Source organism: Phytohabitans flavus, assembly GCF_011764545.1.
In the GTDB taxonomy this organism is placed as follows: Bacteria; Actinomycetota; Actinomycetes; order Mycobacteriales; family Micromonosporaceae; genus Phytohabitans; species Phytohabitans flavus.
This window is the reverse complement of record NZ_AP022870.1, coordinates 8,615,464-8,640,593: the sequence shown is the minus strand read 5'-3', so window position 1 is coordinate 8,640,593 and position 25,130 is coordinate 8,615,464. Positions and strand designations below refer to the sequence as shown.

Here is a 25,130-nt window from a genome sequence, read left to right as displayed (position 1 = left end):
AGGCTGTCCCGTTGTGCTCGCCGGTGGACCCTCTGGTGGGGTGGCGTCAGGAGGTGCGGATGCGGGTGCCGCTCCGGTCGAAGAGCATCAGCCTGTCCACGTCGACCTCTACGGTCATCGACTCCCCGCGCCGGGGCAGCACCGGCGCCGGCACGCGGACGAGCACGTCGCCGAGGGGCGGCTGGTCGTCGAGCTCGGCGTCGTATACGGGATAGAAGCCGTACTCCGTGCGGGCGGTCGCCGGCTGCGACTCCTGCCGGCCGTGCGGCATCATGCGGGCCAGCGCCTGCCGGAACGGATGCCCGGTCGGCGGGTCCTCGGCGATCACGTCGGCGAGGTGCTGGCCCGGGTCCGGGTGCTCGAGCTGGGAATCCTCGATGGGCGTGGGCACGATGCCTGTGTCGAGGTGGACAAGCGCCTCGTGGCCGAGGTTTTCCACCAGCCGTACCTCACCACGCAGCACCGGCCCCTTTGCGCTGCCGTCGGGCACGGGCCGGAGTGCGTCGGCGCGCAGGGCCACCGTGACCCGCTCGTTGTGGCGGCCGGCGAGCGCCGTGGTGGGCGGGATCTCCAGCAACTGCGAGCCGAGGTCGACGACGGTGCGCTCGGCCTCGACGTAGATAGCGCCCTGAAGCAGGTTGGTGCGCGGCGTGCCGAGGAATGCCGCGACGAAGAGGGTCGCCGGGTCCCCGTACACCTCGGCGGGCGGACCGATCTGCTGGAGCACCCCGCGGCGCAGCACCACGACGCGGTCGGCCATCGTCATCGCCTCGGTCTGGTCGTGCGTCACGTAGAGCGTGGTCACGGCGAGCCGGCGGGCGAGCAGGGCCACCTCCGCGCGGAGCTCCGCGCGCAGGCCGGCGTCCAGATTGGACAGTGGCTCGTCGAGGAGGAACGCCTGCGGCTTGCGCACGAGCGCGCGGGCCATCGCCACCCGCTGCCGCTGCCCGCCGGAGAGGTGCCCGGGCAGCCGGTGCAGCAGGTCACGAACGCCCAGGTGCTCGGCCACCTCGGCCACGCGCGCGTCGGTATCGGCGGCGGCCTGAGAGCCGGCGCGGAGCGGAAAGCCGATATTCTGCGCGACCGTCAAGTGTGGATAGAGCGCGTAGTCCTGGAACACCATCGCCACCTGGCGCTCCTTGGCGCTGAGGCGGTCGACCACCTGGCCGTCGATCAGGACGTGGCCGCTGGTCTGCGCCTCCAGCCCGGCGACAAGGCGGAGGATTGTGGACTTGCCGCAACCGGTCGGCCCGAGCAGCACGAGGAACTCACCGGACGCAGCCTCGATGGTCACCTCGTCGACCGCGACGGTGCCGTCAGGGAACACCTTTGTCAGGCGGTCGGTGGTGATGGCGACCACGGATACCACCTCCCGTGACCATCGTGGTGGGAAGGCGGCGTCCGCGCTAGGCCCGGCGCACCGGATGACGACGATCGTCGCCGGATGGTGATCAGAACATACGGAGGTGCTCGGCTATCGATGCCAAGTCGACTTTGGTATCCGCTTTCGGGTCGCCCTCTTCATTGACAACGGTGCGGTCGAGCCATCCGTCGCCGTCGTCGTCGTAGCGCGTGCGCTCGAAGTGGCCGTCGCCGTCCTTGTCGTAGTCGGCGGACTCCACGTGCCCGTCGGCGTCGTCGTCGTGGCCGATGATGTCGGCCTGCCCGTCGCCGTCGCGGTCGACCAGGATGTCCACGCCGCCGTCCGCTCGGCCGCGCACGATGTGCTCGTCGTCCTCGCCGTCACCATCGAGGTCGAGGCCGGCGTGGTAGCCCTCTGGAATCGCGTAGCCGCCGGACGGGTCGGCCTGGCCGCCGCCCGGGGTAAGCGCGGCACCGAGATCGTCGCCGAAGCTGCCGAGCCCGCCGCCCGGGTGCACCCCACCCGGCAGGAACTGACCCACCGGCCCGGCACCCTGCGCGTCCGGCGGTCCACCGGCCGAAGGCCAGCCCGCACCCGGGCCCTCCGCCGGGCCGAAGCCACTGTGACCGGGCGCGGCACCGAAACCCTCGGAGCCGGCCGCGCCGAAGCCGGCCTCTCCGCCGGGTGCCGCCCCGAAGCCGGCCTGACCCTCGCTGGCCGGCGCGGCGCCGAACTCGGCCTGGCCGGCCGCGAAGCCCGAGCCGGCGCTGATGCCTCCCGCTGGAGTGCCATCCGCGGCGAAGCCACCGCCCTGGCCGGAGGCAGACTCGGCCGGACCGAAGCCGGAGGCGGCCTCGGCTGGACCGAAGCCGGCTTGGCCCGCGGCGCCGTCGGCCGGCCCGAAGGCGGCCTGGCTGGGGACCGCCGCCCCGAAGCCCTGATGCGCCGCCCCGCCGCCGCCTCCGCCCGGCAGGTTGTCGGCGAGGCTCGGCAACGCGCCGGCCATGCCGGCCAGCGGCGAGAGCATCCCGAAGAGGCTGGACTGGTTTGTGCGCACCTCGACCGCGTGCTGCCCGATCTCGTCGCTGACCTGACTCTGGAGCAGCTCGATCTCGTCCAGCGCGAGCGTGTAACCGGCGAGCGCGGCAACTGGGTCAGCCGCCAGCGCCGCCGCGAACGCCTGGTCGTTGACCAGCCGCTCCAGCACCGCATCGAAGTCGCTCATGTCGGCCACGTTAGTGCCCGGCGGCAACGGGAACATCCACAGGTCAGTCACCCTTTGCTGCCGGCGGCGCCAGCTTTCCCCAGCATCGGTGTCTCAGTCCAACTCGGGCATGGGTATGGGCTGGGGCCGCGGCCGACAGGTACCGCACTGGAGGGCATCCTCGACCACCAGCCCTTCGGCGCGGCGCCGGGACTCCGAGCGGTGCACCTCCAGGAGGAACGGCCCGAAGCGCGCGTGATCCTCGCAGATGCCGCGCCCGCAGAACCGGCATCCCCCACGCGCCGCCTTAGCGCAAAACCAACAAAGCACCCATGTCTCCTCAGCCGATGATGGCGATACAGCTAACGGAATCCTGGCCGGATCCCGTGTTCTTTGACTCGTCCGTTGCCGTAACAGTGATGACCACCGCGGACGCATCCTGCTGGCTAGCTTCCGCTGGCAGGACGAAGCTCCCCTTGAATCCCGCGCCGCTTCCGGACAAGGAGATCGAGCCACTGAGCCGGCCGATGCTCCACGATCCCTGGACAGAGACCTGACTGGAGTCGCTCGCGTTGTCTTCGGCGGACCCAGTAACGGTGACGGGGTTGTCCGGGCCGCAGAAGATGCGCGCCGGGTCGGCGTCGACCGACACGGTCGGCGGCGTGGTGTCTCGCGGAGGCGGCGTTTCGGAGGTCGGTGGGTCGGTCGGGGGTTCGCTGGTCGGGGGACCAGTGGTGGGGCCCTGCGTCGTCGGGGGACGCCGGGTGTGGTCGGAGGGACGCCGGGCGTGGTTGGCGGAACCCCCGGCGTCGTCGGGTCGGCGGGGTCGTCCGGGTTGGCCGGGTCGTCGCCCTCGGTCGGGCTGGCCGTCGCCGATGGCGTGGGCGTCGGGGTGATCGTCGCCTCTGGGATCAGCGTCTCCGACGGCGACGGGCTGTCCGACGGGGTACCCGCCGGCGGCCGCACCACAACGCCGTCGCCGCAGGTGAGCGGGCGGTTGGTCACGGGCTGGGGGCTGCCGTCGACGGTGACCTTGCCGTCGGAGACGACCGCGTCGCCGGAGGTGACCGAGTACCAGGCCGGCCCGTCGTTGACGACCTGGCTGGTGTCGCTGCCGATCTGGAGCGCGAGCGCCGCGAACGCCCCGCTCGTCGCCGCCGTATCGGCGAGCACCCGTCCACTGTCGAGGCTCAGCGTGCCGTGCGGCTCCACCTGCCGGCGGCCGGTGCTCCAGAGCGGACCGACGTCGGTGCGGGTCTCGGCGCAGAGTACGAGCGCGGCCCCGCCCCGGAAGGTGAGCCGGCCCGCGGACCGCGACTCCACGCGGATGTCGCTGCCCTCGGACACGTACAGGCGGTCGCCCTTGTCCAGCGTGACCGTGCGGCCGTCGAGCGTGGCGACGACGCGGCCGCGCTCGGCGGTGAGCAACGCCTTGTCGCCGGGCATCTCGGCCCACGCCGGCCCGGGGATGAGGTTGGCCACGCCGGTGCCGATGGCCAGCAGCAGGAAGAGCAGCACAAGCCACCACATGCGCCGCTCGAAGCGCCGGTCGACCTCCTCGTCGGCGGGCGGTGGCGGGCCGGGCGGCGAGGCGAGCGGCGGGTAGTCGGCGGCCGGATGTACGCCGGTGGCGGGCGCGGCCTGCCCCTGTACGACCGGGGTGGGCTCGGCCGCCGCGCCGGCCGGGGAGGCGCCGAGCAGCAACGGCAGCCCGGAGACGGCCGGGATCGTCCAGAGGCGCACGTGCGTGCGGGCGTACGCGACGGGCTCGTCCATCGGATGGCCCATCGGCCCGATCATCGTGCCGCGGCGCAGCTCGGTGCCGTCCGGCAGCACCACCACGCCGGTGGCGATGACCAGCGCGGCGTGCGCGGCCGGCAGGATCACCGGCGCACCGGGTTCGAGCGCGATGGGGCGGGCCTGCGCGATGAGGCCGATCTTCTCCTCGGCGGCCAGCCCGTCGAGGGCGGGTGTATCGGCGAAGAGCGACTCGGCCTCGGCCCGGTCGGCCGGGGCGGTCCGGGCAGCCGGCCGACGGCGGTGGCGACGAGCGCGGGCGGTATGGCCAGCAACGTCGTGCCGGCCGTGTGCCAGGCGAGCGCGGCCGGCGAGCCGGTGACCGCGGCCGCGAGGCCGATCACGCCGCCCGGGCCGAGCCGCTCGCGCACGGTACCGGCCGGGTCGCCGGGTCGCCGGCCCTCCATCGCACCGTCGACCACGACGTACACGGCGGGCTGGGCGGCGTCGGCGAAGACGAGCTGCTGGCCGGTGCGCGGGTGCACCCAGGTGGCGTGGCTGGCCAGGTGGGTGAGCCGGTCCAGCGGCAGCCGCCCGAGGGCCGAAGCGCGCAAGGCGTCCACGCGGCGCGGCAGGTCGGTGGCGACGCGGCGCTCGGCGGCCCGCCGCCGGACCCGGCGCCAGAGCCGGCCGAGCCACCCGGTGAGCAGGTACACCAGGGGCGCGGCGAGACCCACCACGACCGCGAAGAGCAGCAGCCTGGCCGGCCAGCCGGCGCGCCACAGCCCGGTTATCAGCCCGTCTACCCGGTCGGTCCAGATGCGCCACCCGAGGTTGACCGCGATGACCAGCCAGAGGACGGCGAGCGTGCCGTACAGGGCGACGATCCGCCCCTCCCGGTCGAGCTGGCCCCAGGACGGCGGACGGCGGCGCAGGCGGGCCACCACGTACGCCAGGCCGCGAGCGCGCAGGTTGGCGATCTCCAGCCAGTCCATCAGGAAGTAGTAGCCGTCGAGCGCCAGGAACGGGTTGAGGTTGAAGAGCGCGTTCAGGTACCAGGCGAAGGCCAGCTTGAACGCCCACGGCGCCGCCTCGGGCACCAGCAGCCCGACGATCTGGGCGAGGCCGGCGAGGATCAGGCCGGCCGCTGGTCCGGACGCGGTGGTGAGCATGCGGGCACGCCGCCCGGCCATCCACACATCGGTGGTGTCCACGAAGATCGACGGGATGCCGAAGTAGACGAGGAACCCGGCCGCCGGCACTCGCCGCCCAGCGTGTTTCGTCGCGAGCGCGTGGCCCAGCTCGTGGCAGGCGAGGGCGAGCACGTTGAGCGCGAGCAGGACGACGGCGCCCGCCGCATACGACCCGCTGGTCAGGAAGACGGCCTGTCCACCGCGAAACCAGGTCCATCCGAAGAGCACCAGCCCGAGCACCGCGACCATCGCCAGCACGAACGCCGCCGGCCGGGTGAAGAGCATCCGCCCGCCGGCCCGGTACAGGAACGTGACCAGCGGGTCGACGTCGGCCAGCACCATGCGGCGGCCGCGCACCACGGCGAGCAGCCCGCGACCGAAGCGCAGCGGCCAGGGGCGGCGGGCGACCGCGTCGAGCGGCCGGAACGCGTCGACCGGCAGCTCGGCGAGCATCCGGTTGCCGGCGAGGTCGGCGACGACGCGGGTGACCTGGTCAGGTGCGAGCCGGCCGCTGATGCGGGCGAAGTCGGCGACCAGGCGGGCCACCGTACGCGTACCGTCCATCAGCTGCGCGAGCTGCCACTCCTCCGGCGAAAGCCGCAGGTAGCAGGCCCCGCCGCGGTCGTCCGGCGAGCGGAGCATCACGTACGGCACCTCGCGCACGTTGACCAGCTCGACGGCCTCGATACCGAGCCGCAGCATGGGCCGTGCCCGCGCAGGGTTGAGCCGCTCGACCACCGCGGCCCACAGCCCCGGATCCGCCGGACCAGCCGGCCGTCCCGGGGCCCGGCCCGCGAGCGCTTCCCACACACTCAACCGGGTCTCTACGACCGTCACCCTCTTGCCCCTCCCCCAAGGTTGCGGATGGAGACTAGGGCCCAGACATCGACCGGCGGGACAGCCAGTCGCCTACCTGACAGCACCCATACAGCCAATTCAACGGAGAGTAAGCGCGAACGGCGGGCAACGTGGCCAACCCCGAGGTCCACGTCGCCCGCCGCTCTTTGGGGAGGAGGCGGAGTGCCGTTGTGTGGCACGGTCCGCCCGTAGTGCGCCGGTACTGCTTCTTAGGACGCTTCAGCCAGCGTCGCGGTTGCCGTCTGCTCCTGACCATTTCGGGTGAACGTGATCTGCACCTGGTCGCCGACCTTGCCGGCCTGTACGGCGGCCACGAGGTCGTCGGAGTCGCTGATGTTCTTGTCGCCGAACTTCTTCACCACGTCGCCCTGCTGGAGGCCGGCCTTGGCGGCGGGGCTGTTGTCGTTGACATCGCTGATGAGCGCGCCGCCGCCATTCGCATCGTTGACCGAGACGCCGAGGGACGGGTGGCTGACCTTCTCGCCGTTGCGCAGGGCGTCGGCGACCTCCTTGGCCTTGTTGCTCGGGATGGCGAAGCCGACGCCGATGTTGCCGGAGCTCTGGCCGGAGGTGGCGATCGCGGTGTTGATGCCGATCACCTCACCCTTGGTGTTGACCAGCGCGCCGCCCGAGTTGCCCGGGTTGATCGGCGCGTCGGTCTGGAGCAGGTTGGAGATTGAGGTCACGGCGCCGCCCTGCCGCGAGAACGGGTCCTGCTGCTGCTGACCGCCGGCCTGGATGGTGCGGTCCTTGGCGCTGATGATGCCCGAGGTCACCGAGCCCTGGAGGCCGAGCGGGCTGCCGATGGCGAGCACGGTGTCGCCCACCTGCGTCGCGTCGCTGTCGCCGAACGCCGCGGCGGCCAGGCCGGAGACGCCGTCGGCCTTGACCACAGCCAGGTCGGTGCGCGGGTCGGTCCCGACGACGTTGGCGCGGACGGTCTTGCCGTCGGCGAAGACCACATCGACCGTGTTGCCCTGCGCGCTCTCCACCACGTGGTTGTTGGTCAGCACGAAGCCGTCGGCGCTGAGCACCACGCCCGAGCCCTCACCGCTGCCGGTGCTGATCGAGACGACGCTGTTTTCCACCTTGGCGGCGATCCCCGGCAGGTCAGCGGGGTTGATCACGGGCGCCGCGCTGTAGGTGCGGTTGACCGTGGTGGTGTTGTCGTCGATCGCGACCGCGATCGCGCCACCGACCACACCGGAGCCGGCCATCAGCACGAGCGCGGCGACGCCGAGCATCGCATACCGCCCGAAGCGACTGGGACGCTTGGGCTCCATTGGGACACCGGGCGGCTGCGCCCACACCGGCACCTGGCCGGGAGGGAGCGGGCCGTAGGCAGGTGCGCCACTCGCGGGCGGCGGCACCGGTGGGACCGGCCCGTACGCCATACCGGGAGAGATCGGGCCGTGCGCGGCGGGGCCGCTGGCCGGGACGCCGGTCACGGGCGGCACAGCGCCGCCGGCGTATCCCGCGTTGCCCGGCCAGGTGGGCTGGTGCACGCGGTCAGGGTGCTGCCACGGGCTGGGTGGCGAGGCGTTGGGCCCGGGCGGCGGGCCGGCAGGCGCCGCGGCTGGGCTGGTGGCGGCCGGGGCTGCGGCGGCACGGCCGGGATCGGGGCAGTGGCATCCAGCGCCGCGGCTGGGAATGTCGGCGGCACGGCCGGGATCGGAGCGGTGGCGTCCGGGGCCGGGGGCGCGGGTGGCACGGCCGGGAGCTGGGCAGTGGCGTCCGGCGCCGGGGCCTGGCTGGGGGCGGCCGGGAATGCCGGCGGCACGGCCGGCATCGGGGCAGTGGTGTCCGGAGCCGCGGCCTCGGGGCCGGCTGCTCGAACACCACCGGGACCTGCTGGGTCTGGTCCGAGGAGCCGGACTGCGCCGGGACGGCGGGAGGCCGGTCGGTGGTCGGGTGCGACGGCTCGGCGTCGGAGCTGACCGGCTGCCGCTGCGGGTTGGTCTCGTCGTGCTCGCTCATGACATTTACCTTCCCCGCTCGCTCTTCAACGCGCCTGAAACGGCACTGAACGTTCCCTGTGAATCACGGGCCGTCGAGTCGCGACCCTTCCTCCGGATCCAGCAGCTCGTCGTCGTGCGCGAGCGCCTCGCTGTCGTCCAGCGCCAACGGAAGTCGTACCCGGAAGGTGGCGCCTTTACCCGGGGTGGAGTCGACCTCGACCGTCCCGCTGTGTGCGGCGACCAGCGCGGCCACGATGGCGAGGCCCAGGCCGCTGCCGGGGGCGCCGTCGGCCCGGCGGGTCCGGGCGGCGTCGGCTCGGTAGAAGCGCTCGAAGACCCGCTCGGCCTGCTCGTGAGACAGGCCCGGCCCGGTGTCCGCGACCTCGATCACGGCCTCGGCCTCACCGTCACCGCGCTTGTCGGCCAGCAGGCGCAGTGTGACTGACGCGTCGGATGGGGTGTGCGTGAGCGCATTTGTCATCAGGTTGCCGATCACCTGCCGCAGCCGTGCGTCGTCGCCGAGCACGACAAGCGGGCCCGCGCCGGAGGCGACCTCCAGGTGGATCTCCCGGTCGGGCGCCATCGCGCGGGCGGCCTGTACGGCGTCGGCGGCGAGCACCGGCAGCTCGACCGGCGCCAGCTCCACCGGGCGCTCGCGGTCGAGCCGGGCCAGCAGCAGCAGGTCTTCGACGAGCAGCCCCATCCGGGAGGCCTCGTCCTCGATCCGCCGCACCAGCCGGGCGACCTCTTCCGGCGAACTTGCCGCGCCCTGCCGGTAGAGCTCGGCGAAGCCGCGGATCGTGGTCAACGGTGTGCGCAGCTCGTGCGAGGCGTCGGCGACGAACTGCCGCATCCGCTCCTCGGAGCGGCGGGCCCTGGCCTCCGACGCCTGGGCCGCGAACGCCGCGTCGCGGGCGGCCGACTCCGCTGCCCGGGCCGCCGACTCGGAGTCGGCGCGGGCGGTGAACGCGGCCTCGATCTGCGCCAGCATCGCGTTGAGCGCGCGGGAGAGCCGCCCCAGCTCGGTCTGCGGCTCCTCCTCCCCCGGCTCGGGATCGGGCACGCGGCGGGTCAGGTCACCGCCCGCGATCGCGGCGGCGGTGCGCTCGATCTCGTTGAGCGGGCCGAGGCTGCTGCGGACGATCGCCGCGCCGATCGTGGCCAGCAGGATCAGCACCGCGCCGCCGACCAGCGCGTCGACCCAGATCAGCCGGGTGACCGCCTCGTCGACGTCGACAAGGCTCTGCGCCACGGCCATCACCTGGCCGCTCGGCAGCTGGCTGATCTGGACCCGCCACCGGACCCGCTGGTCGCTGGCCTTGACCGTGTACGGCTCGCCCACGCGGTCCTGGAAGCCGGCATAGGACTCGGGCAGCCGGGGCAGCTGGTTTGCCTTGATGAGGCGGGGGTCGACCGTCGGCCACTCGACTCCCTGCGGCGTGGCTGTCACCACGACGACGTCGGTGGTGATGCCGACGAGCACCTTCTGCCCGCTCATCAGCGAGGCCTCCGCCGCCTCGGTCAGCGCGTTGAGCTCGCTGTCCACCTTGTCGATCAGGTAGCTGCGCAGGGCGAAAGCGCTGCCGATGCTGATCACGAGCAGCGCCGCGCCGACGAGCACGAGAACGGAGGTGACGAGCTTGACGCGGAGCGGGACGCGCCGGACGAACCTCATCATCGAGAATCGCCCACCGATCAGGTCGCCGGCTTCCGCAAGACATACCCACGCCACGCAGGGTGTGGATCAGGCGCGGCTGGGTCGTGTCGACCTTGCGCCGGAGGTACGAAATGTACGACTCCACGATGTTGTCATCGCCCCGGAAGTCGTAATTCCACACGTGGTCGAGGATCTGCGCCTTGGAAAGCACCCGGTTGGCGTTGAGCATCAGGTAGCGCAGCAGCTTGAACTCGGTGGGCGAGAGCTGGATGCGCTTGCCGGCCCGGTAGACCTCGTGGGTCTCCTCGTCCAACTCCAGGTCGGCGAAGGTCAGGCGGGACGGCGACTGGTCGCCGGCCGTGGTGCGGCGGAGGACGGCGCGGATGCGGGCGGTGAGCTCCTCCAGGCTGAACGGCTTGGTGACGTAGTCGTCGCCGCCGAGCGTGAGGCCACGGATCTTGTCGTCCGTGGCATCCCGGGCGGTGAGGAACACCACCGGCGTGCGCGTGCCACTCTCGCGCATCAGCCGGATGACCTCGAAGCCGTCGAGGTCGGGGAGCATGACGTCGAGCACCACCAGGTCTGGGCGCCGGTCCTTTGCCGCCGTGACTGCCGCGCTGCCGCTGGTCGCGGTCGACACATCGAACCCGGCGAAGCGCAGGCTGGCGGAGAGCAGCTCGAGGATATTTGGATCGTCCTCTACGACGAGCAGTCTCGCCTCAGTCTGCGGTGCGGCCATAGCAGCCATCATTCCCCGTAGCGCTGGGCCATGACTGGGCAGTGGCTGAGAAGAACCTGAGAGTAACCAGGCGGCCGCCCGAGCCGGGGTCATGACAGGTCAGCCGCGGAATAGGCGGCGGAGCGTCACCAGTGAGGCGTCGAGCACCCGCGTCGCCGTGCGCGCCTGCCCTCGGTCAGCCGCACGTTGCGCACCAGCTGCCGCACCTCCGCCGCGAACGCGTCGATCCGCTTTTCCAGCTCGTCGAGCGCGGCACCGGAGGCAGGGTCCGCCCGGGGGAGGAGTTGGCCCCCGCCCACTGGAACTCCCAGTGGTACTCACGGCCGCTGCCGCCCCGCCGCGTCTCCCGGGCTGCCTGGTTGAGCTCGCGCTTGAGGTCGCGCACCGAGCCGCGCACCTCGTCCTGTATCTCGTTGGCCAGCGTGGCGAGGTCTTCCACCGAGGCCCGGATGTCCGACTCCAGCGCGTCCAGCTCGCCCGCCCGCTGGCGCAGCTCGGCGCGGCCGGCGTCGCTGATCTCATACACCTTCCGGCCGCCCGCGGCGGTGTGCGTGACAAGCCCTTCGGCCTCCATCCGCTGGAGCCGTGGGTAGATCGTCCCGGCACTCGGCGCATACAGCCCGAGGAACCGGTTTTCCAGCAGTCGGATCAGCTCGTATCCGTGCCGAGGGCCCTCGTCGAGCAGCTTGAGCAGGTAGAGCCGGAGCCGCCCGTGGCTGAACACGGCGGTCATATCGCGGCGTCCTCAGGCTCGGCGTCCTCCGGGTCGGGTGCGGGCCTGGACAGCAGCGCGATGCTGCCGGAGGTGGTGCTCGCCCACAGCTTGCCGTCGCCCGCGCCGAGCACGCCCGCCGCGTCCTTGGTCCACGGCGGGCCGTCGCCGGAGCGCAGCCCCGGGAAAGCGCTGGTGATCCGCCCCGACGTGGTGTGCAGGTGGACGGTCAGGTCGCTGTCCTCGCGCACCCGCACGGTCACGCTGCCCGAGGTGGTGCCCAACCGGATCTCGCTGCGCCGCGGGTTGTCCAGGTCGCAGGTGATCGAGCCGGAGACGGTGCGGGCGTGCACCCGCTCGGCCGGACTGTCGGCCAGGATCAGCTCCCCGGAGACCGTCTCCATGGTCAGGTCGTCGGCGACGCCGAGCGCCTCGACCGGCCCGGCGACCAGCTTGGCCACCGTGCGGCCAGCCAGCCCCATGAGCGTGATGCGGCCGGAGGTCACGTCGACGATCGTCTCCCGGCGCAGCCCCGAGGCGATCACGCTGCCGTCGATGAGATGGAGGTCGGCGCGGGCGTCGACCGGCACGGCGACCGAGACGTCCACCCGGTACCGCCGGCCGAACTGGATGAGCCAGCGCAGGAAGCTCGGCCACTTGGGAATCCGCTCGTGCCGCACCGAGAGGCGGCCGTCCCGCTCCTCCACGATGATCGGCTTGTCCCCGGCATTGGCGATCTCGACGCGGGCCGGCCCATCGGTGCCGACCACGTTGAGCCGGCCGGATATCAGGTATACGTCAAGGCGGGAAATCGGCTCGTCGAAGCTGAGCCGTTGCGGCGCGTCGACCGTCCAGGTGGGCATGCCGGCCAGCCTAACGCGATACATCGCGATATTCCAGAGGCGTATCGCGACATACGGCAGGGCGCCCCATCCCGGTCGGGAAGGGGCGCCCTGTGCGCAGGAAAGCTATGCCGCCAGGCCCATCGCGCCCTGGTAGACCGGGCCCTCGGTGCGCACGGCGGCCTCGGCCACCCGGGCCAGCTGCCGCCGGGTCGCGACCGCCTCCGGGTGCAGCGCGGGCGTCGCGGTCACGGACATGATCAGCCGCCGCACGGCCAGCACCCGGCGCAGCGACACCCACAGGCTGTCCTCGCCGAGGAACGCGACCGTCGTCGGCCGCTCGCCGTAGTTGATCGCCACCGGCACCACCTGTGCGCCAGCGTCCAGCGCGGCCTGGAACATCGCCGGCCGGAATGTCCCGGTCATCGCGCCGCACCAGGTCGTACCCTCCGGGAAGACGGCGACCACCCCGCCGCTGCGCAGCGCCGCGGCCACGTCGGCTACCACGCCCGGCAGGGCCCGCGGCCGCGTGCGGTCCACGAAGATCGTGCCGGCCGACGCGGCCAGGCGGCCGATAACCGGCCAGTCCCGCACGTCGTGCTTGGCGAGCATCTGAGCCGGCGCCACCGCGAGCACCGCGACGATGTCCAGCCACGAGATGTGGTTGGCCACCAGCAGTGCCTTCTCCGTGGGCAGCCGGCCCTTGGTGACGAGCCGGATCTCCAGGGCCGCCAGGATCGACCGGGCCCAGGCCCGTCCCGCGGCCCGACGTCCGCGGGGCTTCATCAGCGGGAGTACGGGCAGCAACGCCACCCCAAAGATCACCGCGCCGAGCAGGGCGACGAACCGGACCGCCTGCCGTACGCCCGAGACGCTGCCGTTCTCGTCCGGTTCGGGCAGGCACTCCGGCCCGCAGTCCGACCGGGGCTGCCAGAGCGTACTAGGGACGCTGCTCATTTGCTCTCTCCGAGGAAGTGCTTGAGGTACCGGGGTCCATCCGGTCGAGCGACAGCAGCACGTACAGGTCGGCGACGTCGAAGTCCGGGTCGTACTGCGGCTCGCCGCAGATCCAGGCCCCCAGCCGCAGGTAGCCGCGGAGCAGGGGCGGGACGGCGGCCCGGCCGCTGTGCGCGGCGACCGCCTCGGCGGCACCCGGCTCCTCCAGCCACGGGCGGCGCGGCCGCACCCGCATCGCGGGCGGCGACAGGTGCTTGGTGCGGGCCAGGTCCCACACGCCCGCGGCCATCTCCGGGCCCTGGGCGACCGGCACCGAGGCGCAGCCGCCCAGCCAGCGCAGGTTCTTCAGGTGCAGGTACCGGGCGATGCCGGCCCACATCAGGTTGATCACCGCGCCGGTCCGGTGGTCCGGGTGCACGCACGAGCGGCCGGTCTCCACGAGGTGGTCGCGGAGCGGGCTCAGCGCGCTCATGTCGAACTCGGTGTCGGAGTACCGACGGCCGGCGCGAGCGGCGGCCTGGGGCGGGAGCATCCGGTACGTGCCCACGACCGCACCTGTCGAGTCCTCACGCACGATGAGGTGGTCACAGAACTCGTCGAACTCGTCCACGTCGAGCCCCGAGTCGGCGGTGGGCAGGTTGGCGCCCAGTTCCGCGGCGAAGACGTCGTAGCGCAGCCGCTGTGCGGCGGCGACCTCCGCGCCGTCATCGGCGATCAGCAGCGAGTATCCGCTGGTGTCGGTAGACCCCGCGGACGCGGCACTGCTGGTGAGGAGTACAGCCATGTTCTCTGTGTAGGCATCAACGGTGATCAGCGAGTATCCCGTGCATGTATCACGCGTGGCGTGTATCTGGAATGTGAGACCGTCTGCAGGTGGCCGGTTACTCTCAGACCCCCGTCGCGCGCAAGCTGGGGATCAAGGCTGACTCGCGGGTGCTCCTCGACGGGGCGCCCGACGGGTTCGCGATCGAGGGCGTGGCGGCGGACGAGAAACCCGGTCCCGAGCCGTACGACGTGGTCCTCTGCTTCTGCCCCGACCAGGCCCGACTGGCCACCCGCTGGCCGGTGTTACACCTGCTCACCACGCCCGCCGGCGCCCTGTGGATCGCCTGGCCGAAGCGCTCCTCCGGCGTGCCGACCGACCTCGGGGAGAACGCGATCCGGGACTACGCGTTGGTGAACGGCAGGGTCGACGTGAAGGTGTGCGCGATCGACGACACCTGGTCAGGCCTGAAGCACGTCATCCGGAAGGCCGACCGCCCGACGTGAGACACCCATTCACGTGGCGGGATTGAAAATACTCTCCGCAGCCGTCACCCTGTGTGCGCGCGGCGCGGGCTTCGCGCCGTGTCCACGGGAGGAGAGAGATGTCTGACGGACAGATTGTCGTGTCCGGCCTGACGAAACAGTATAAAAACGTCAGAGCGGTCGACAACTTGTCGTTTACCGTCGAGCCGGGGCGCGTGACGGGCTTCCTCGGCCCCAACGGCGCGGGGAAGACAACGACACTGCGCATGTTGCTCAACCTCGTCACAGCCACCGCGGGCACCGCCACGATCGGCGGCCAGCGGTACGTCGACCTGAAGGACCCCTGCGCACGGTCGGCGCGGTCCTGGAGGCGTCCAGCGCGCACAAGGGGCGCACAGGCATCAACCACCTCCGGGTGATCTGCGCTGCCGCCGGCTTCCCACGCCAGCGGGCCGACGAGGTCCTGGCTACGGTCGGCCTGACCCCGGCGGCGAAGCGCAAGTTCAAGGGGTACTCGCTGGGCATGCGCCAGCGGCTCGGCATCGCCGCCGCGCTGCTGGGCGACCCGAAGGTGCTGGTGCTCGACGAGCCGGCCAACGGCCTCGACCCTGAGGGCATCCGGTGGATGCGCGACCTGCTCAAAGCGCTCGCCGCCCAGGGGCGTACCGTCCTCGTCTCCAGCCACCTGCTCTCCGAGATGCAGCTGCTCGCCGACGACCTGGTGATCATCGCGGCCGGCAAGCTGGTCCGCCAGGGCACGGTCGACGACGTGATGAACTCGATGGCGCACAGCGCCGTGGTCCGTGTGCGCACGCCGCAGGCGGACGTGCTCACCGCCGCCCTCACCGAGCTGAAGGCCACGGTCACCACGAACGGCGACGGTGCCCTCCTGGTCGGCGGGGTGGACGCGCCCGGCGTAGGACGGGCCGCCCTCAAGGCGGGGGTCGAGCTGCACGAGCTGACCATGGAGCGGCCCGACCTGGAACGCGTGTTCCTCGAGCTCACCGCGGGAAAGGCGGCCATCCGATGAACCTCGTCCGCAGCGAGTTCTTGAAGATCCGTACCACCAACGCGTGGTGGCTCTTCGGCCTCGGCGCGTTCATCATGCTGGCGCTGGCCTTCCTGATCAACGCGGTCGGCGCGTACTACACGCTGAGCGATCCCTCCACCGAAGGTCTGAACCCCGAGGACGCGGCCGCCTTCGAGGCCACCCAGAACGCGGTCTACCAGGCCGCCAACCTGTACACCTCGGGGCAGTTCTTCGGGCTGCTCTTCGTGCTGCTGCTCGGCATCGTGGTGATGACCAGCGAGTTCCAGCACCAGACCGTGACCACCACGTTCCTCACCACGCCGCGGCGCACCGCGGTGATCCTGGCGAAGCTGGCCGCCGCGGCGCTCGCCGGCGCCGGGTTCTGGCTTGCCACGACCGCCCTCAACATCCCGGCGACGATCATCTTCCTGAGCACTCAGGACGTGTCGAGCCAGCTCGGCGAGTGGGCGGTGGTCCGGTCGATGCTGCTCAACCTGCTCGCGTACGTGCTGTGGGGCATCCTCGGCGTCGGCTTCGGCGTGCTGATCCGCAGCCAGATCGGCGCGACCGTGACCGCGGTCGTGCTCTACCTGATCGGCACGATCGCCGGTCAGGCCTTCTTCTCGCTGATCGCCCTCTGGCTCAACTGGGACTGGTTCGACGACCTGAGGTTCATCGTCCCGTCGATCGCGTCCGGCCTGATGGTCAGCGGTAACAACATCCCGGGCCAGCCGGTCTTCTGGGTGGGCGCCCTCATCCTGCTCGGGTGGTCCGTCCTCACCGGCACCGTCGGGACGCTCATCACCCGTACGCGGGATATCTCGTAGCTTCACGACCACTCGTAGTTGCATCTGGGGCGCTCCGTGACGTACGGGGCGCCCCAACGTCTTGTGACATTTGTGAATCGCGACACGGGCAGACCGCGACCACGCACTGGGTATACGCACGGCGTAGCCTTGATGCCGACTTCTGACTCCCGCCCAGCCGCGTGAAAGAGGCGATTACTGGCCGTGTCGACCCAACAGGCATCGCAGGACAACCCGTTGGCGGGCTTCGGCCCGAATGAGTGGATCGTCGAGGAGATGTACCAGCGCTACCTCGCCGACCCGGCCAGCGTAGACGCCGCCTGGCACGACTTCTTCGCCGACTACAAGCCGGACACCCCGGCTCAGCCGGCCGCCGAGGCCGCCGCGAAGAGTGCGCCCGCCAAGCCCAGCCCCGACGGCGCCAAGCCCTCCCCGGACGGCGCGAAGGCCGTCGGGGCCAAGCCGGGCCCCGACGGCAAGGCCGCCGTGAGCACCGCGGCGAAGCCGGCGCCGAAGAGCGCCCCCAAGGAGGCGGCGAAGCAGCCGGCCAAGCAGCCCGCCGCTGTCGCCGCCCCGAGCGACGCGAAGACCACCACGCTGCGCGGCGTCGCCGCACGCATCGCGCAGAACATGGACGCGTCGCTCAGCGTCCCCACCGCGACGAGCGTGCGGGCGGTGCCGGCCAAGCTGCTGGTCGACAACCGCATCGTGATCAACAACCACCTCGCGCGGGGCCGCGGCGGCAAGGTCAGCTTCACCCACCTGATCGGGTACGCGCTGGTCAAGGCGCTCGGCACGTACCCCGAGATGAACAGCTCGTACGCGGTGGCCGACGGCAAGCCGGCCCTTGTCGAGCCCGCGCACGTCAACCTCGGTATCGCGATCGACCTCGCCAAGCCGGACGGCTCGCGCACGCTCGTCGTGCCCAGCATCAAGGGCACCGAGCAGATGGACTTCCGGCAGTTCTGGCAGGCGTACGAGGACGTGATCCGGCGCGCCCGCCGCAACGAGCTGACCATGGAGGACTACTCCGGCACCACGGTCTCGCTGACCAACCCGGGCGGTATCGGCACCGTGCACTCGATGCCGCGGCTGATGGCCGGGCAGGGCGCGATCATCGGCGTGGGCGCGATGGAGTACCCGGCGCCGTACTCGGGCATGTCCGAGGAGACCCTCGCCGACCTCGCGGTCAGCAAGATCATCACGCTGACAAGCACGTATGACCACCGGATCATCCAGGGCGCGCAATCCGGCGAGTTCCTCAAGACGATGCACGAGCTGCTGCTCGGCGAGCACGGCTTCTACGACGAGATCTTCACTTCGCTCCGCCTGCCGTACGAGCCGGTCCGCTGGGTGCGCGACGTCGAGGCCAGCTCCGAGGGCCAGATCAACAAGACCGCCCGGGTGCACGAGCTGATCCACGCGTACCGGGTGCGCGGCCACCTCATGGCCGACACCGACCCGCTGGAGTTCCAGATCCGCAAGCACCCGGACCTGGACGTGCTGGAGCACGGCCTCACGCTGTGGGACCTTGACCGCTACTTCCCGGTCGCCGGGTTCGCGGGCAAGCAGCGGATGAAGCTGCGCGAGATCCTCGGCGTGCTGCGCGACTCGTACTGCCGGCGGGTCGGCGTCGAGTACATGCACATCCAGGACCCGGAGGAGCGGCGCTGGATCCAGGAACGGATCGAGCGCAAGTACGAGAAGCCGGACGCGGGCGAGCAGAAGCACATCCTGAACCGGCTCAACGCGGCCGAGGCATTCGAGACCTTCCTCCAGACGAAGTACGTCGGGCAGAAGCGCTTCTCGCTCGAAGGCGCCGAGTCGCTGATCCCGCTGCTCGACGAGGTCCTCCAGGCCTCGGCGGAGGCGGAGCTCGACGAGGTCGTCATCGGCATGGCCCACCGCGGCCGGCTCAACGTGCTGGCCAACATCGTCGGCAAGCCGTACGAGAAGATCTTCTCGGAGTTCGAGGGGCACATCGACCCCAAGACCGCGCACGGCTCCGGCGATGTGAAGTACCACCTGGGCCAGGTCGGCAAGTTCACGACGCCCGACGGTGAGCACGCGATCCCCGTGTCGGTGACCGCCAACCCGTCCCACCTCGAGGCCGTCGACCCGGTCATGGAGGGCATCGTCCGGGCCAAGCAGGACCGGATCGACCTCAAGCTGGAGGGCTACACCGTGCTGCCGCTGGCGGTGCACGGCGACGCCGCGTTCGCCGGCCAGGGTGTGGTCGCCGAGACGCTCAACCTCTCCCAGCTGCGCGGATACCGCACCGGTGGGTCGGTGCACGTGGTGGTCAACAACCAGGTCGGCTTCACCACCGCCCCGGAGTACAGCCGCTCCTCGCTCTACTCCACCGACGTCGCGCGGATGATCCAGGCACCGATCTTCCACGTCAACGGCGACGACCCCGAGGCCGTCGTCCGGGTGGCCCGGCTCGCGTTCGAGTACCGGCAGGCGTTCAACAAGGACGTCGTGATCGACCTGGTCTGCTACCGCCGGCGCGGTCACAACGAGGGCGACGACCCGTCGATGACCAACCCGCTGATGTACGCGATCATCGACAAGAAGCGCTCGGTGCGGAAGCTGTACACCGAGGAGCTGATCGGCCGCGGCGACATCACGGTCACCGACGCGGAGGAGCTGCTCCGCGACTACCAGTCCCAGCTTGAGCAGGTCTTCAAGGCGACCCGCGACGCGGTCACCACAGAGACCCGCCCGACCCGCAGCCGGCAGCCGGAGCCCGAGCCCGAGGTCGAGACCGCGGTCGAGGCCGCGGTCGTCAAGGCGGTCGGCGACGCGCACGTCAACCTGCCCGACGAGTTCACGCCGCACAAGCGGATCCAGCAGCTGCTCGACCGGCGGGCCAAGATGTCCGTCGAGGGCACGATCGACTGGGGCTTCGGCGAGGTCATCGCGTTCGGCGCGCTGCTGCACCAGGGCGTGACCGTCCGCCTCGCCGGCCAGGACTCCCGCCGCGGCACGTTCGTGCAGCGGCACGCCAACATCGTGGACGCCCGCTCGGGTAACGAGTACCTGCCGCTCGCCACCATGGGCGACGGCCGGGCCCGGTTCTTCGTGCACGACTCGCTGCTGTCCGAGTTCGCCGCGATGGGCTTCGAGTACGGCTACTCGGTGGAGAACACCGAGGCGCTGGTGCTGTGGGAGGCGCAGTTCGGCGACTTCGCCAACGGCGCGCAGTCCGTCGTCGACGAGTTCATCTCCTCCGGCGAGGTCAAGTGGGGCCAGCAGTCGTCGCTGGTGCTGCTGCTCCCGCACGGCCACGAGGGCCAGGGCCCCGACCACACCTCCGGTCGGCCCGAGCGGTACCTCCAGCTCTGCGCGGAAGACAACATGCGGGTGGCGATCCCGACCACCCCGGCCAACTACTTCCACCTGCTGCGCCGCCAGGGCCTGTCCCCCAAGCGCAAGCCGCTCGTGGTCTTCACGCCGAAGTCGCTGCTGCGCCACCGGCTCGCGGTCTCCTCGGTGGAGGACTTCACCACCGGTACCTTCCAGCCGGTCATGGCCGACCCCGGCGCGCCCCCGGCCGACCAGGTCAAGCGGGTGCTGCTCTGCACCGGCAAGGTCTACTACGACCTGTTCCAGGCGCGGGCCGACCGCAAGATCAACGACGCCGCGATCATCCGGATGGAGCAGCTCTACCCGCTGCCGATCGAGGAGATCAAGGCGGCTCTGTCGTCGTTCCCGAACGCGGAGGACTTCGCCTGGGTACAGGAGGAGCCGGCCAACCAGGGCGCCTGGTCGTTCATCGCGCTCAACCTGCTGGAGCACCTGGAGGGCGTGCGGCTGCGGCGGATCTCCCGCCCGGCGGCGGCCGCCCCGTCGGTGGGCTCGGCCAAGCTGCACGAAGGCGAGCAGGCCGCACTGATGGAGGCCGCCCTCCATGTACTTCACTGATCGGGGCATCGAGGAGCTGGTCAAGCGGCGCGGCGACGAGTCCGTGACGATGGAGTGGCTGGCCGAGCGGCTGCGCGACTTCGTCGATCTCAACCCGGAGTTCGAGACTCCGATCGAGCGCTTCGCTACCTGGCTAGCCCGGCTGGACGACGACGACGTCGACGAGGAGTAACCGTGGTGCGGAGCGGGCGGCCCGACCGGGCCGCCCGCTCCAGCCGCTAGGCAAGCGAACCCGGAGGCGCAGTGAGCGAGCGAGTTGGCGCGGCGGCGTCTGGACTGAGCCGGCCCGCCGACGAAGTCGGGGTTTCGGGGCCGCGAGGGAAGACATGAGCGGGAGTCGTGAGGCTACGGGCCTCAGCCACGACGGCGGACGAGCGCCGAGCGACGGAGCGTGGAAGGCACTGCCCTCAGCGCCGCACGAGCGAGCGAACCCGGAGGCACAGTGAGCAATCTGGAGGCGGAGCCGCAGGAGACGCTGTTCGGCGGCGCCGCGACGGTGATCACCGCGCCGACGAGCGTCATGCTGCCCGGCCACGACGTGCCCATCGGCAAGTACACGGTGGTCCGCCGCCTGCTCCCGCACCGCGAGCGCCGCATGGTCGGCGCCTGGTGCTTCGCCGACCACTTCGGCCCGGAGGACATCGGCAGCGCGCCGGGCATGCAGGTGCCGCCGCACCCGCACACCGGCCTTCAGACGGTGACCTGGCTACTCGACGGCGAGGTGCTGCACCGCGACAGCCTGGGCAGCTCGCAGACGATCGTGCCCGGCCAGCTCAACCTGATGACCTCCGGCCACGGCATCGCGCACTCGGAGGAGTCGCCGGCGGAGCACCCGCCCGGCATGCACGGGCTTCAGCTGTGGGTGGCGCTCCCGGAGGGGGCCCGCTCGGCGCCGCCGCGGTTCGAGCACCACGCGACACTGCCGGTGCTCCGTGAGGAGGACGTGACGATCACCGTCCTGGTCGGCGAGCTCAACCACCACCGCTCGCCGGCCCAGGTGCACACCCCACTCTTCGGCGCCGACGTCCTGCTCGCCGGGGACTCCACCACCTCGATCCCGCTGCGGCCCGAATTCGAGTACGCGGCGATCACGCTCACCGGTACCGCCGTGGTCGGCGGGACCCCGCTTGACCCAGGTGCACTGCTCTACCTCGGTACCGGGCGGGAGGCGCTCACGCTGAGCGCGTCCGACGAGACGCGGCTGTTTCTGCTCGGCGGCGAGCCCTTCGAGGAGCCGCTGGTCATGTGGTGGAACTTCGTCGCCCGCTCGCACGAGGAGATCGTCGCAGCACGTGAGGAGTGGGCCTCGGCGTCATCCCGCTTCGGCGAGGTGCGCGGCTACGCCGGCGAGCGGCTCCCCGCCCCGCCGATGCCCACGACCCGGCTCAAGGCACGCGATAGGTACGGCAAGCCGAACTAGGCGACGACGCGCGCTCGGTCATCGCGATGATTTCGTCGAGCCGGTCGCGGGCTTCTATCAGGCCCTTGATCTGGTCGTCGATGCGTGCCCGCTCGCCGGCCAGCAGCGTGAGCGACTCTGGCGTGCTCACCCCGGACTGGATGCACGGCAGCAGGTCGCGGATCCGGGCGCTGGAGAGCCCCGCGGCGTAGAGCTGCTGGATCAGCTGGACCCACTCGACCGCGGCGTCCGGGTAGTGCCGCTGGCCGCTGGTGCTCCGCGTCGCGTTGAGCAGGCCCTGCTCCTCGTAGTAGCGCAGTGCCCGCACGCTCACGCCGGCCCGCTCCGCGACATCGCCGATGCGCATCGGTTACCTCCCTCACACGACTTGCCTCTGACGTCAGCGTCAGGTTTTAGCGTAGCCGCCATGCAGATCTCCGACTCGATCGCACTCGTCACCGGCGCCAACCGCGGGCTCGGGCGGCACTTCGCCCGCCAGCTGCTCGAGCGCGGTGCCCGCAAGGTATATGCCACTGCCCGCACACCTGAACTCGTGGACATCCCCGGCGTCGAAGTGCTCCGCCTCGACATCACCGACCCGGCCCAGGTCGCCGCCGCCGCAGCCGGCGCGCCGGACGTCAGCCTTCTGATCAACAACGGAGGCATCTCCACAGCCCAGAACCTCGTCACGGGCGACCTGGAGAAGATCCAACTGGAGATGCGCACCCACTTCTTCGGGACGCTCGACATGATCCGCGCGTTCGCCCCGGTGCTGGGCGCGAACGGCGGCGGCGCGATCCTCAACGTGCTGTCCGTGATGTCGTGGATGTCGTTCGTCGGGGCCAACGCGTACAGCGCGGCCAAGGCGGCCCAATGGAGCCTCACCAACGGCGTCCGGCTGGAGCTCGCCGGCCAGGGCACGCTGGTCACCGGGCTGCACCTGGGTCCCTCCGACACCGACATGACGGCCGGTTTGGACATCCCGAAGAACGACCCGGCAGCGGTGGTCCGCGCAGCGCTGGACGGCATCGAGGCCCGCCAGGACGAGGTCCTGGCAGACGAGCTGACCGTGCAGGTCAAGGCCGCCCTGGCCGGCGCCTGACCCAGTTGATCAGGGAGTTGGTAGCGAGACACGCCGCGCGACACGCCCGCCAACTCCCTGATCAACTGCTGGGTGGGGCGCGGTGGGCGCCGGGCGTGCGCTGGAAGATGACGAAGAGCCAGATCAGGGACGGGGCGAGCAGTACCGCGCCGACCCCTAGGGCGACTAGTACCGCGGCCAGCACCGTTGGGGCGCCGGCGGCGGCGTCGACGGTGAGGTCCGGGGCAGCATCAGCGGGTACTGGGCCGCCGCCCACGCCCACAGCAGCGCGGCCACCGCGACGGCAGCGGTGAGCCGCACCACCCGGTAGCGACCGACGGCGATCAGCACCAGCGACCCCACCCCGGCCACGATCGAGACGGCGGCCACCGGCAGGCCCTGGCCGCGCAGGCCGTCGTACAGGGCCGGGGCGTCGGCCGCGAGCACCGCGACGCCGGCCAGCGCGACCACGCCGACCACCACGCCGGTGATCAGCGCCCGGCGGCGAAACTCGGCGACAAGTACCTGCTTGCCGGCCCGGCGGGCGTCGGCGATCAGGTACACGGCGGCCAGGTACGCGCACACGCCGACCGCCAGCACTCCGCAGAAGATGGACGTCGGGTTGAGCCAGCTGGTCCAGATATCGCCGGCCGCCACGCCGCTCGGCACCCGTCGGGAGGCCACCCCGCCGACGGCCGTACCCAGGAAGAACGGGGTAAGCACGGACGAGGCGGCGAACGTGGCGCCGTACAGCCGCTGCTCAGCGAGCGACTCGCTGGCCTTGCGGAACGCGAACGCCGCACCCCGCCCGATGATCCCGAGTGCGGCCACCGTCAGCGGGATGTACAGCGTGGACGCGAACGAGGCGAACGCGGGCGGGAACGCGGTCCAGAAGAGCGTCACCACGAGGATCAACCACACGTGGTTGGCCTCCCACACCGGCCCGATCGAGTGTTCGATCAGCTCCCGCCGGGCCGCGCCGCGCCGTGTGCCGCCGGCGACCAGGTCCCAGAAGCCGGCGCCGAAGTCCGCACCACCGAGCAGTGTGTACAGGGTCAACCCCAGCCACAGCACCACGAGCAGCGCGATCGCGGTGCTCACGGCAGCTCCTCCTGCGGCGCCACCGCCTCCTCCGCGCCGCTCGCGGCCAGCCGGCGGAGCACGACCACGGTGGCCACGGTCAGCACCACGTACACGCAGGCGACGATCAGCAGACCGGTGGCCAGCCCCGGGCGGGGTTGACGGCCTCGGCGGTGCGCAGGTGGCCGTACACAATCCAGGGCTGGCGCCCCACCTCCGTGACGACCCACCCGGCCTCGACCGCGACGGCGGCCGCGATCCCCGCGACTGCCGCCGCCCGCCAGAACCAGGTCGAGCGCGGCGGTCCGCGCCGCCGCCACCAGGCCAGCGCCCACCACGCGGCGAGCCCGAGCAGGCCGAAGCCGATCGCCACCATGATCTGGAACGCCCACTTCACCGGGTTCACCGGCGGCTCGTCCTCGTCGGGTACCTGGTCGAGGCCGATGACCTCGGCGTTCGGGCTCCCGTGGGCGAGGATGGAGAGCGCGTTCGGGATCGCGATCGCGTAGCGGAGCTCGCCGTCCTGGTACAGGCCGCCGAGTGAGAGGGGCGCGCCACGTTCCGTCCTGGCTAGACCCTCGAGCGCGGCGAGCTTGATCGGCTGGTTGGTGGCCACGAAGCGGGCGGCCCAGTCGCCGACGACGACCTGTACCGGCGAGAGCAGCGCGGCGATCGTGAACGGCACCGCGAACCCCAGCCGGTGGTACCGGTCCCGCCGCCCGCGCAGGTACCCGACCGCGTACACGCTGGCGATGCCGAAGCCGGTGACCATGAAAGCCGCCACGATCATGTGAACGGTCTGCGGCGGCGTACCCGGGTTGAACATCGCCGCCCACGGGTCCACTCCGGTCACCTCGCCGGACACCAGGTCGAAGCCGCGCGGCTGGTTCATCCACGCGTTGGCCGAGACGACGAAGAACGCGGACGCGACGCCGGCCACCACCAACGGGATGCCGGAGAGGATGTGCGCGCGGGGCGGCAGCCGGTCCCAGGCGTAGAGGTAGATGCCAAGGAAGATCGCCTCGATGAAGAAGGCGATGCCCTCCAGCGCGAACGGCAGCCCGATCACGTCGCCGTACCGGCCCATCAGCCCCGGCCACAGCAGGCCCATCTCGAACGACAGGATCGTGCCGGAGACCGCCCCGACCGCGAAGAGCACGCCCATCGCCTTGGCCCAGCGGTGCGCGAGGCGGGTGTACACCGGGTCGCCGCTGCGATACCCCCGCCACTCGGCGAACAGCGTGACCGCCGGCATTCCCACACCGAAGGAGGCGATGACGATGTGCCAGCCCAGCGACAGCGCCATCTGCAGGCGCGCCGCGGTCAGATCCTCGATCAC

The 25,130-nt window shown here is 71.3% G+C and carries 17 protein-coding genes and 4 pseudogenes; 7 read left to right on the top strand and 14 right to left on the bottom strand.

The window, feature by feature from the left end:
• Positions 1 to 46 precede the first annotated feature (46 nt).
• The 11 genes and pseudogenes from Pflav_RS38450 to Pflav_RS38400 form a co-directional block, all read right to left on the bottom strand.
• Positions 47 to 1,360 carry an ABC transporter ATP-binding protein gene (locus tag Pflav_RS38450; protein ID WP_232072403.1) on the bottom strand — a complete coding sequence of 438 codons (1,314 nt, stop codon included), beginning with the start codon at positions 1,358 to 1,360 and terminating at the stop codon, positions 47 to 49.
• Positions 1,361 to 1,451: 91 nt separating this feature from the next.
• On the bottom strand, positions 1,452 to 2,588 hold the full coding sequence (locus Pflav_RS38445; protein ID WP_173041502.1) for a ribosomal eL19 family protein: 1,137 nt from the start codon (positions 2,586 to 2,588) through the stop codon (positions 1,452 to 1,454).
• Between the two features lie 93 nt (positions 2,589 to 2,681).
• Positions 2,682 to 4,454, bottom strand: a complete 1,773-nt coding sequence (locus tag Pflav_RS46760) for a hypothetical protein (RefSeq protein ID WP_232072401.1) — start codon at positions 4,452 to 4,454, stop codon at positions 2,682 to 2,684.
• Positions 4,451 to 6,334 (bottom strand): hypothetical protein, encoded by a 1,884-nt coding sequence (locus Pflav_RS46755; RefSeq protein ID WP_180201296.1) that lies wholly within the window; start codon positions 6,332 to 6,334, stop codon positions 4,451 to 4,453. Before Pflav_RS46755 ends, Pflav_RS46760 begins: the two co-directional genes overlap by 4 nt.
• A gap of 230 nt (positions 6,335 to 6,564) precedes the next feature.
• Positions 6,565 to 7,968: pseudogene (locus Pflav_RS38430) on the bottom strand (S1C family serine protease); the annotation flags it as partial.
• 427 nt (positions 7,969 to 8,395) lie between these two features.
• Positions 8,396 to 9,991, bottom strand: a complete 1,596-nt coding sequence (locus Pflav_RS38425; RefSeq protein WP_173041500.1) for a sensor histidine kinase — start codon at positions 9,989 to 9,991, stop codon at positions 8,396 to 8,398.
• Between the two features lie 17 nt (positions 9,992 to 10,008).
• Positions 10,009 to 10,709: pseudogene (locus Pflav_RS38420) on the bottom strand (response regulator transcription factor).
• Between the two features lie 175 nt (positions 10,710 to 10,884).
• Complete coding sequence (locus Pflav_RS38415) at positions 10,885 to 11,442, bottom strand: PadR family transcriptional regulator (RefSeq protein ID WP_173041499.1); 558 nt, start codon at positions 11,440 to 11,442, stop codon at positions 10,885 to 10,887.
• The gene (locus Pflav_RS38410; RefSeq protein WP_173041498.1) at positions 11,439 to 12,284 is read right to left on the bottom strand and encodes a DUF4097 family beta strand repeat-containing protein; all 846 of its coding nucleotides are present in this window, start codon (positions 12,282 to 12,284) and stop codon (positions 11,439 to 11,441) included. The genes Pflav_RS38415 and Pflav_RS38410 overlap by 4 nt, the downstream gene beginning before the upstream one ends.
• 105 nt (positions 12,285 to 12,389) lie before the next feature.
• The gene (locus tag Pflav_RS38405; RefSeq protein WP_173041497.1) at positions 12,390 to 13,220 is read right to left on the bottom strand and encodes a lysophospholipid acyltransferase family protein; all 831 of its coding nucleotides are present in this window, start codon (positions 13,218 to 13,220) and stop codon (positions 12,390 to 12,392) included.
• Positions 13,217 to 14,004 (bottom strand): annotated as a pseudogene (locus Pflav_RS38400) (GNAT family N-acetyltransferase). The gene Pflav_RS38405 and the pseudogene Pflav_RS38400 overlap by 4 nt, the downstream one beginning before the upstream one ends.
• Positions 14,005 to 14,093: 89 nt before the next feature.
• On the opposite strand from Pflav_RS38400, the gene Pflav_RS38395 reads away from it, so the two are divergent.
• From Pflav_RS38395 to Pflav_RS38370, 6 genes and pseudogenes are all read left to right on the top strand, one after another.
• A complete protein-coding gene (locus Pflav_RS38395; protein WP_173041496.1) occupies positions 14,094 to 14,489 on the top strand; it encodes a DUF3052 domain-containing protein in 396 nt (131 codons plus the stop codon).
• Positions 14,490 to 14,587: 98 nt separating this feature from the next.
• Positions 14,588 to 15,498 (top strand): annotated as a pseudogene (locus tag Pflav_RS38390) (ABC transporter ATP-binding protein).
• The gene (locus Pflav_RS38385; protein WP_173041495.1) at positions 15,495 to 16,325 is read left to right on the top strand and encodes an ABC transporter permease; all 831 of its coding nucleotides are present in this window, start codon (positions 15,495 to 15,497) and stop codon (positions 16,323 to 16,325) included. Before Pflav_RS38390 ends, Pflav_RS38385 begins: the two are co-directional and overlap by 4 nt.
• A 183-nt stretch (positions 16,326 to 16,508) precedes the next feature.
• The gene (locus Pflav_RS38380; protein ID WP_173041494.1) at positions 16,509 to 20,231 is read left to right on the top strand and encodes a multifunctional oxoglutarate decarboxylase/oxoglutarate dehydrogenase thiamine pyrophosphate-binding subunit/dihydrolipoyllysine-residue succinyltransferase subunit; all 3,723 of its coding nucleotides are present in this window, start codon (positions 16,509 to 16,511) and stop codon (positions 20,229 to 20,231) included.
• Positions 20,218 to 20,403 (top strand): DUF6104 family protein, encoded by a 186-nt coding sequence (locus tag Pflav_RS38375; RefSeq protein WP_173041493.1) that lies wholly within the window; start codon positions 20,218 to 20,220, stop codon positions 20,401 to 20,403. Before Pflav_RS38380 ends, Pflav_RS38375 begins: the two co-directional genes overlap by 14 nt.
• Positions 20,404 to 20,673: 270 nt before the next feature.
• Positions 20,674 to 21,651 (top strand): pirin family protein, encoded by a 978-nt coding sequence (locus Pflav_RS38370; protein ID WP_232072399.1) that lies wholly within the window; start codon positions 20,674 to 20,676, stop codon positions 21,649 to 21,651.
• On the opposite strand, the gene Pflav_RS38365 is transcribed toward Pflav_RS38370, so the two are convergent.
• Complete coding sequence (locus Pflav_RS38365) at positions 21,617 to 21,997, bottom strand: MerR family transcriptional regulator (RefSeq protein ID WP_173041492.1); 381 nt, start codon at positions 21,995 to 21,997, stop codon at positions 21,617 to 21,619. The two genes, Pflav_RS38370 and Pflav_RS38365, sit on opposite strands and share 35 nt — an antisense overlap.
• A gap of 60 nt (positions 21,998 to 22,057) precedes the next feature.
• Between Pflav_RS38365 and Pflav_RS38360 the strand changes: the two genes are divergently transcribed.
• Positions 22,058 to 22,732, top strand: coding sequence for an SDR family oxidoreductase (locus tag Pflav_RS38360; RefSeq protein ID WP_173041491.1), 675 nt, complete (start codon positions 22,058 to 22,060; stop codon positions 22,730 to 22,732).
• A gap of 165 nt (positions 22,733 to 22,897) precedes the next feature.
• Here Pflav_RS38360 and Pflav_RS38355 read toward each other — a convergent pair whose 3' ends face one another.
• Both Pflav_RS38355 and Pflav_RS38350 read right to left on the bottom strand, forming a co-directional pair.
• Positions 22,898 to 23,812: a cytochrome d ubiquinol oxidase subunit II gene (locus Pflav_RS38355; RefSeq protein ID WP_197938844.1), complete on the bottom strand. Its 915-nt coding sequence runs from the start codon at positions 23,810 to 23,812 to the stop codon at positions 22,898 to 22,900.
• 106 nt (positions 23,813 to 23,918) lie between these two features.
• On the bottom strand, positions 23,919 to 25,130 hold the full coding sequence (locus Pflav_RS38350; protein ID WP_197938843.1) for a cytochrome ubiquinol oxidase subunit I: 1,212 nt from the start codon (positions 25,128 to 25,130) through the stop codon (positions 23,919 to 23,921).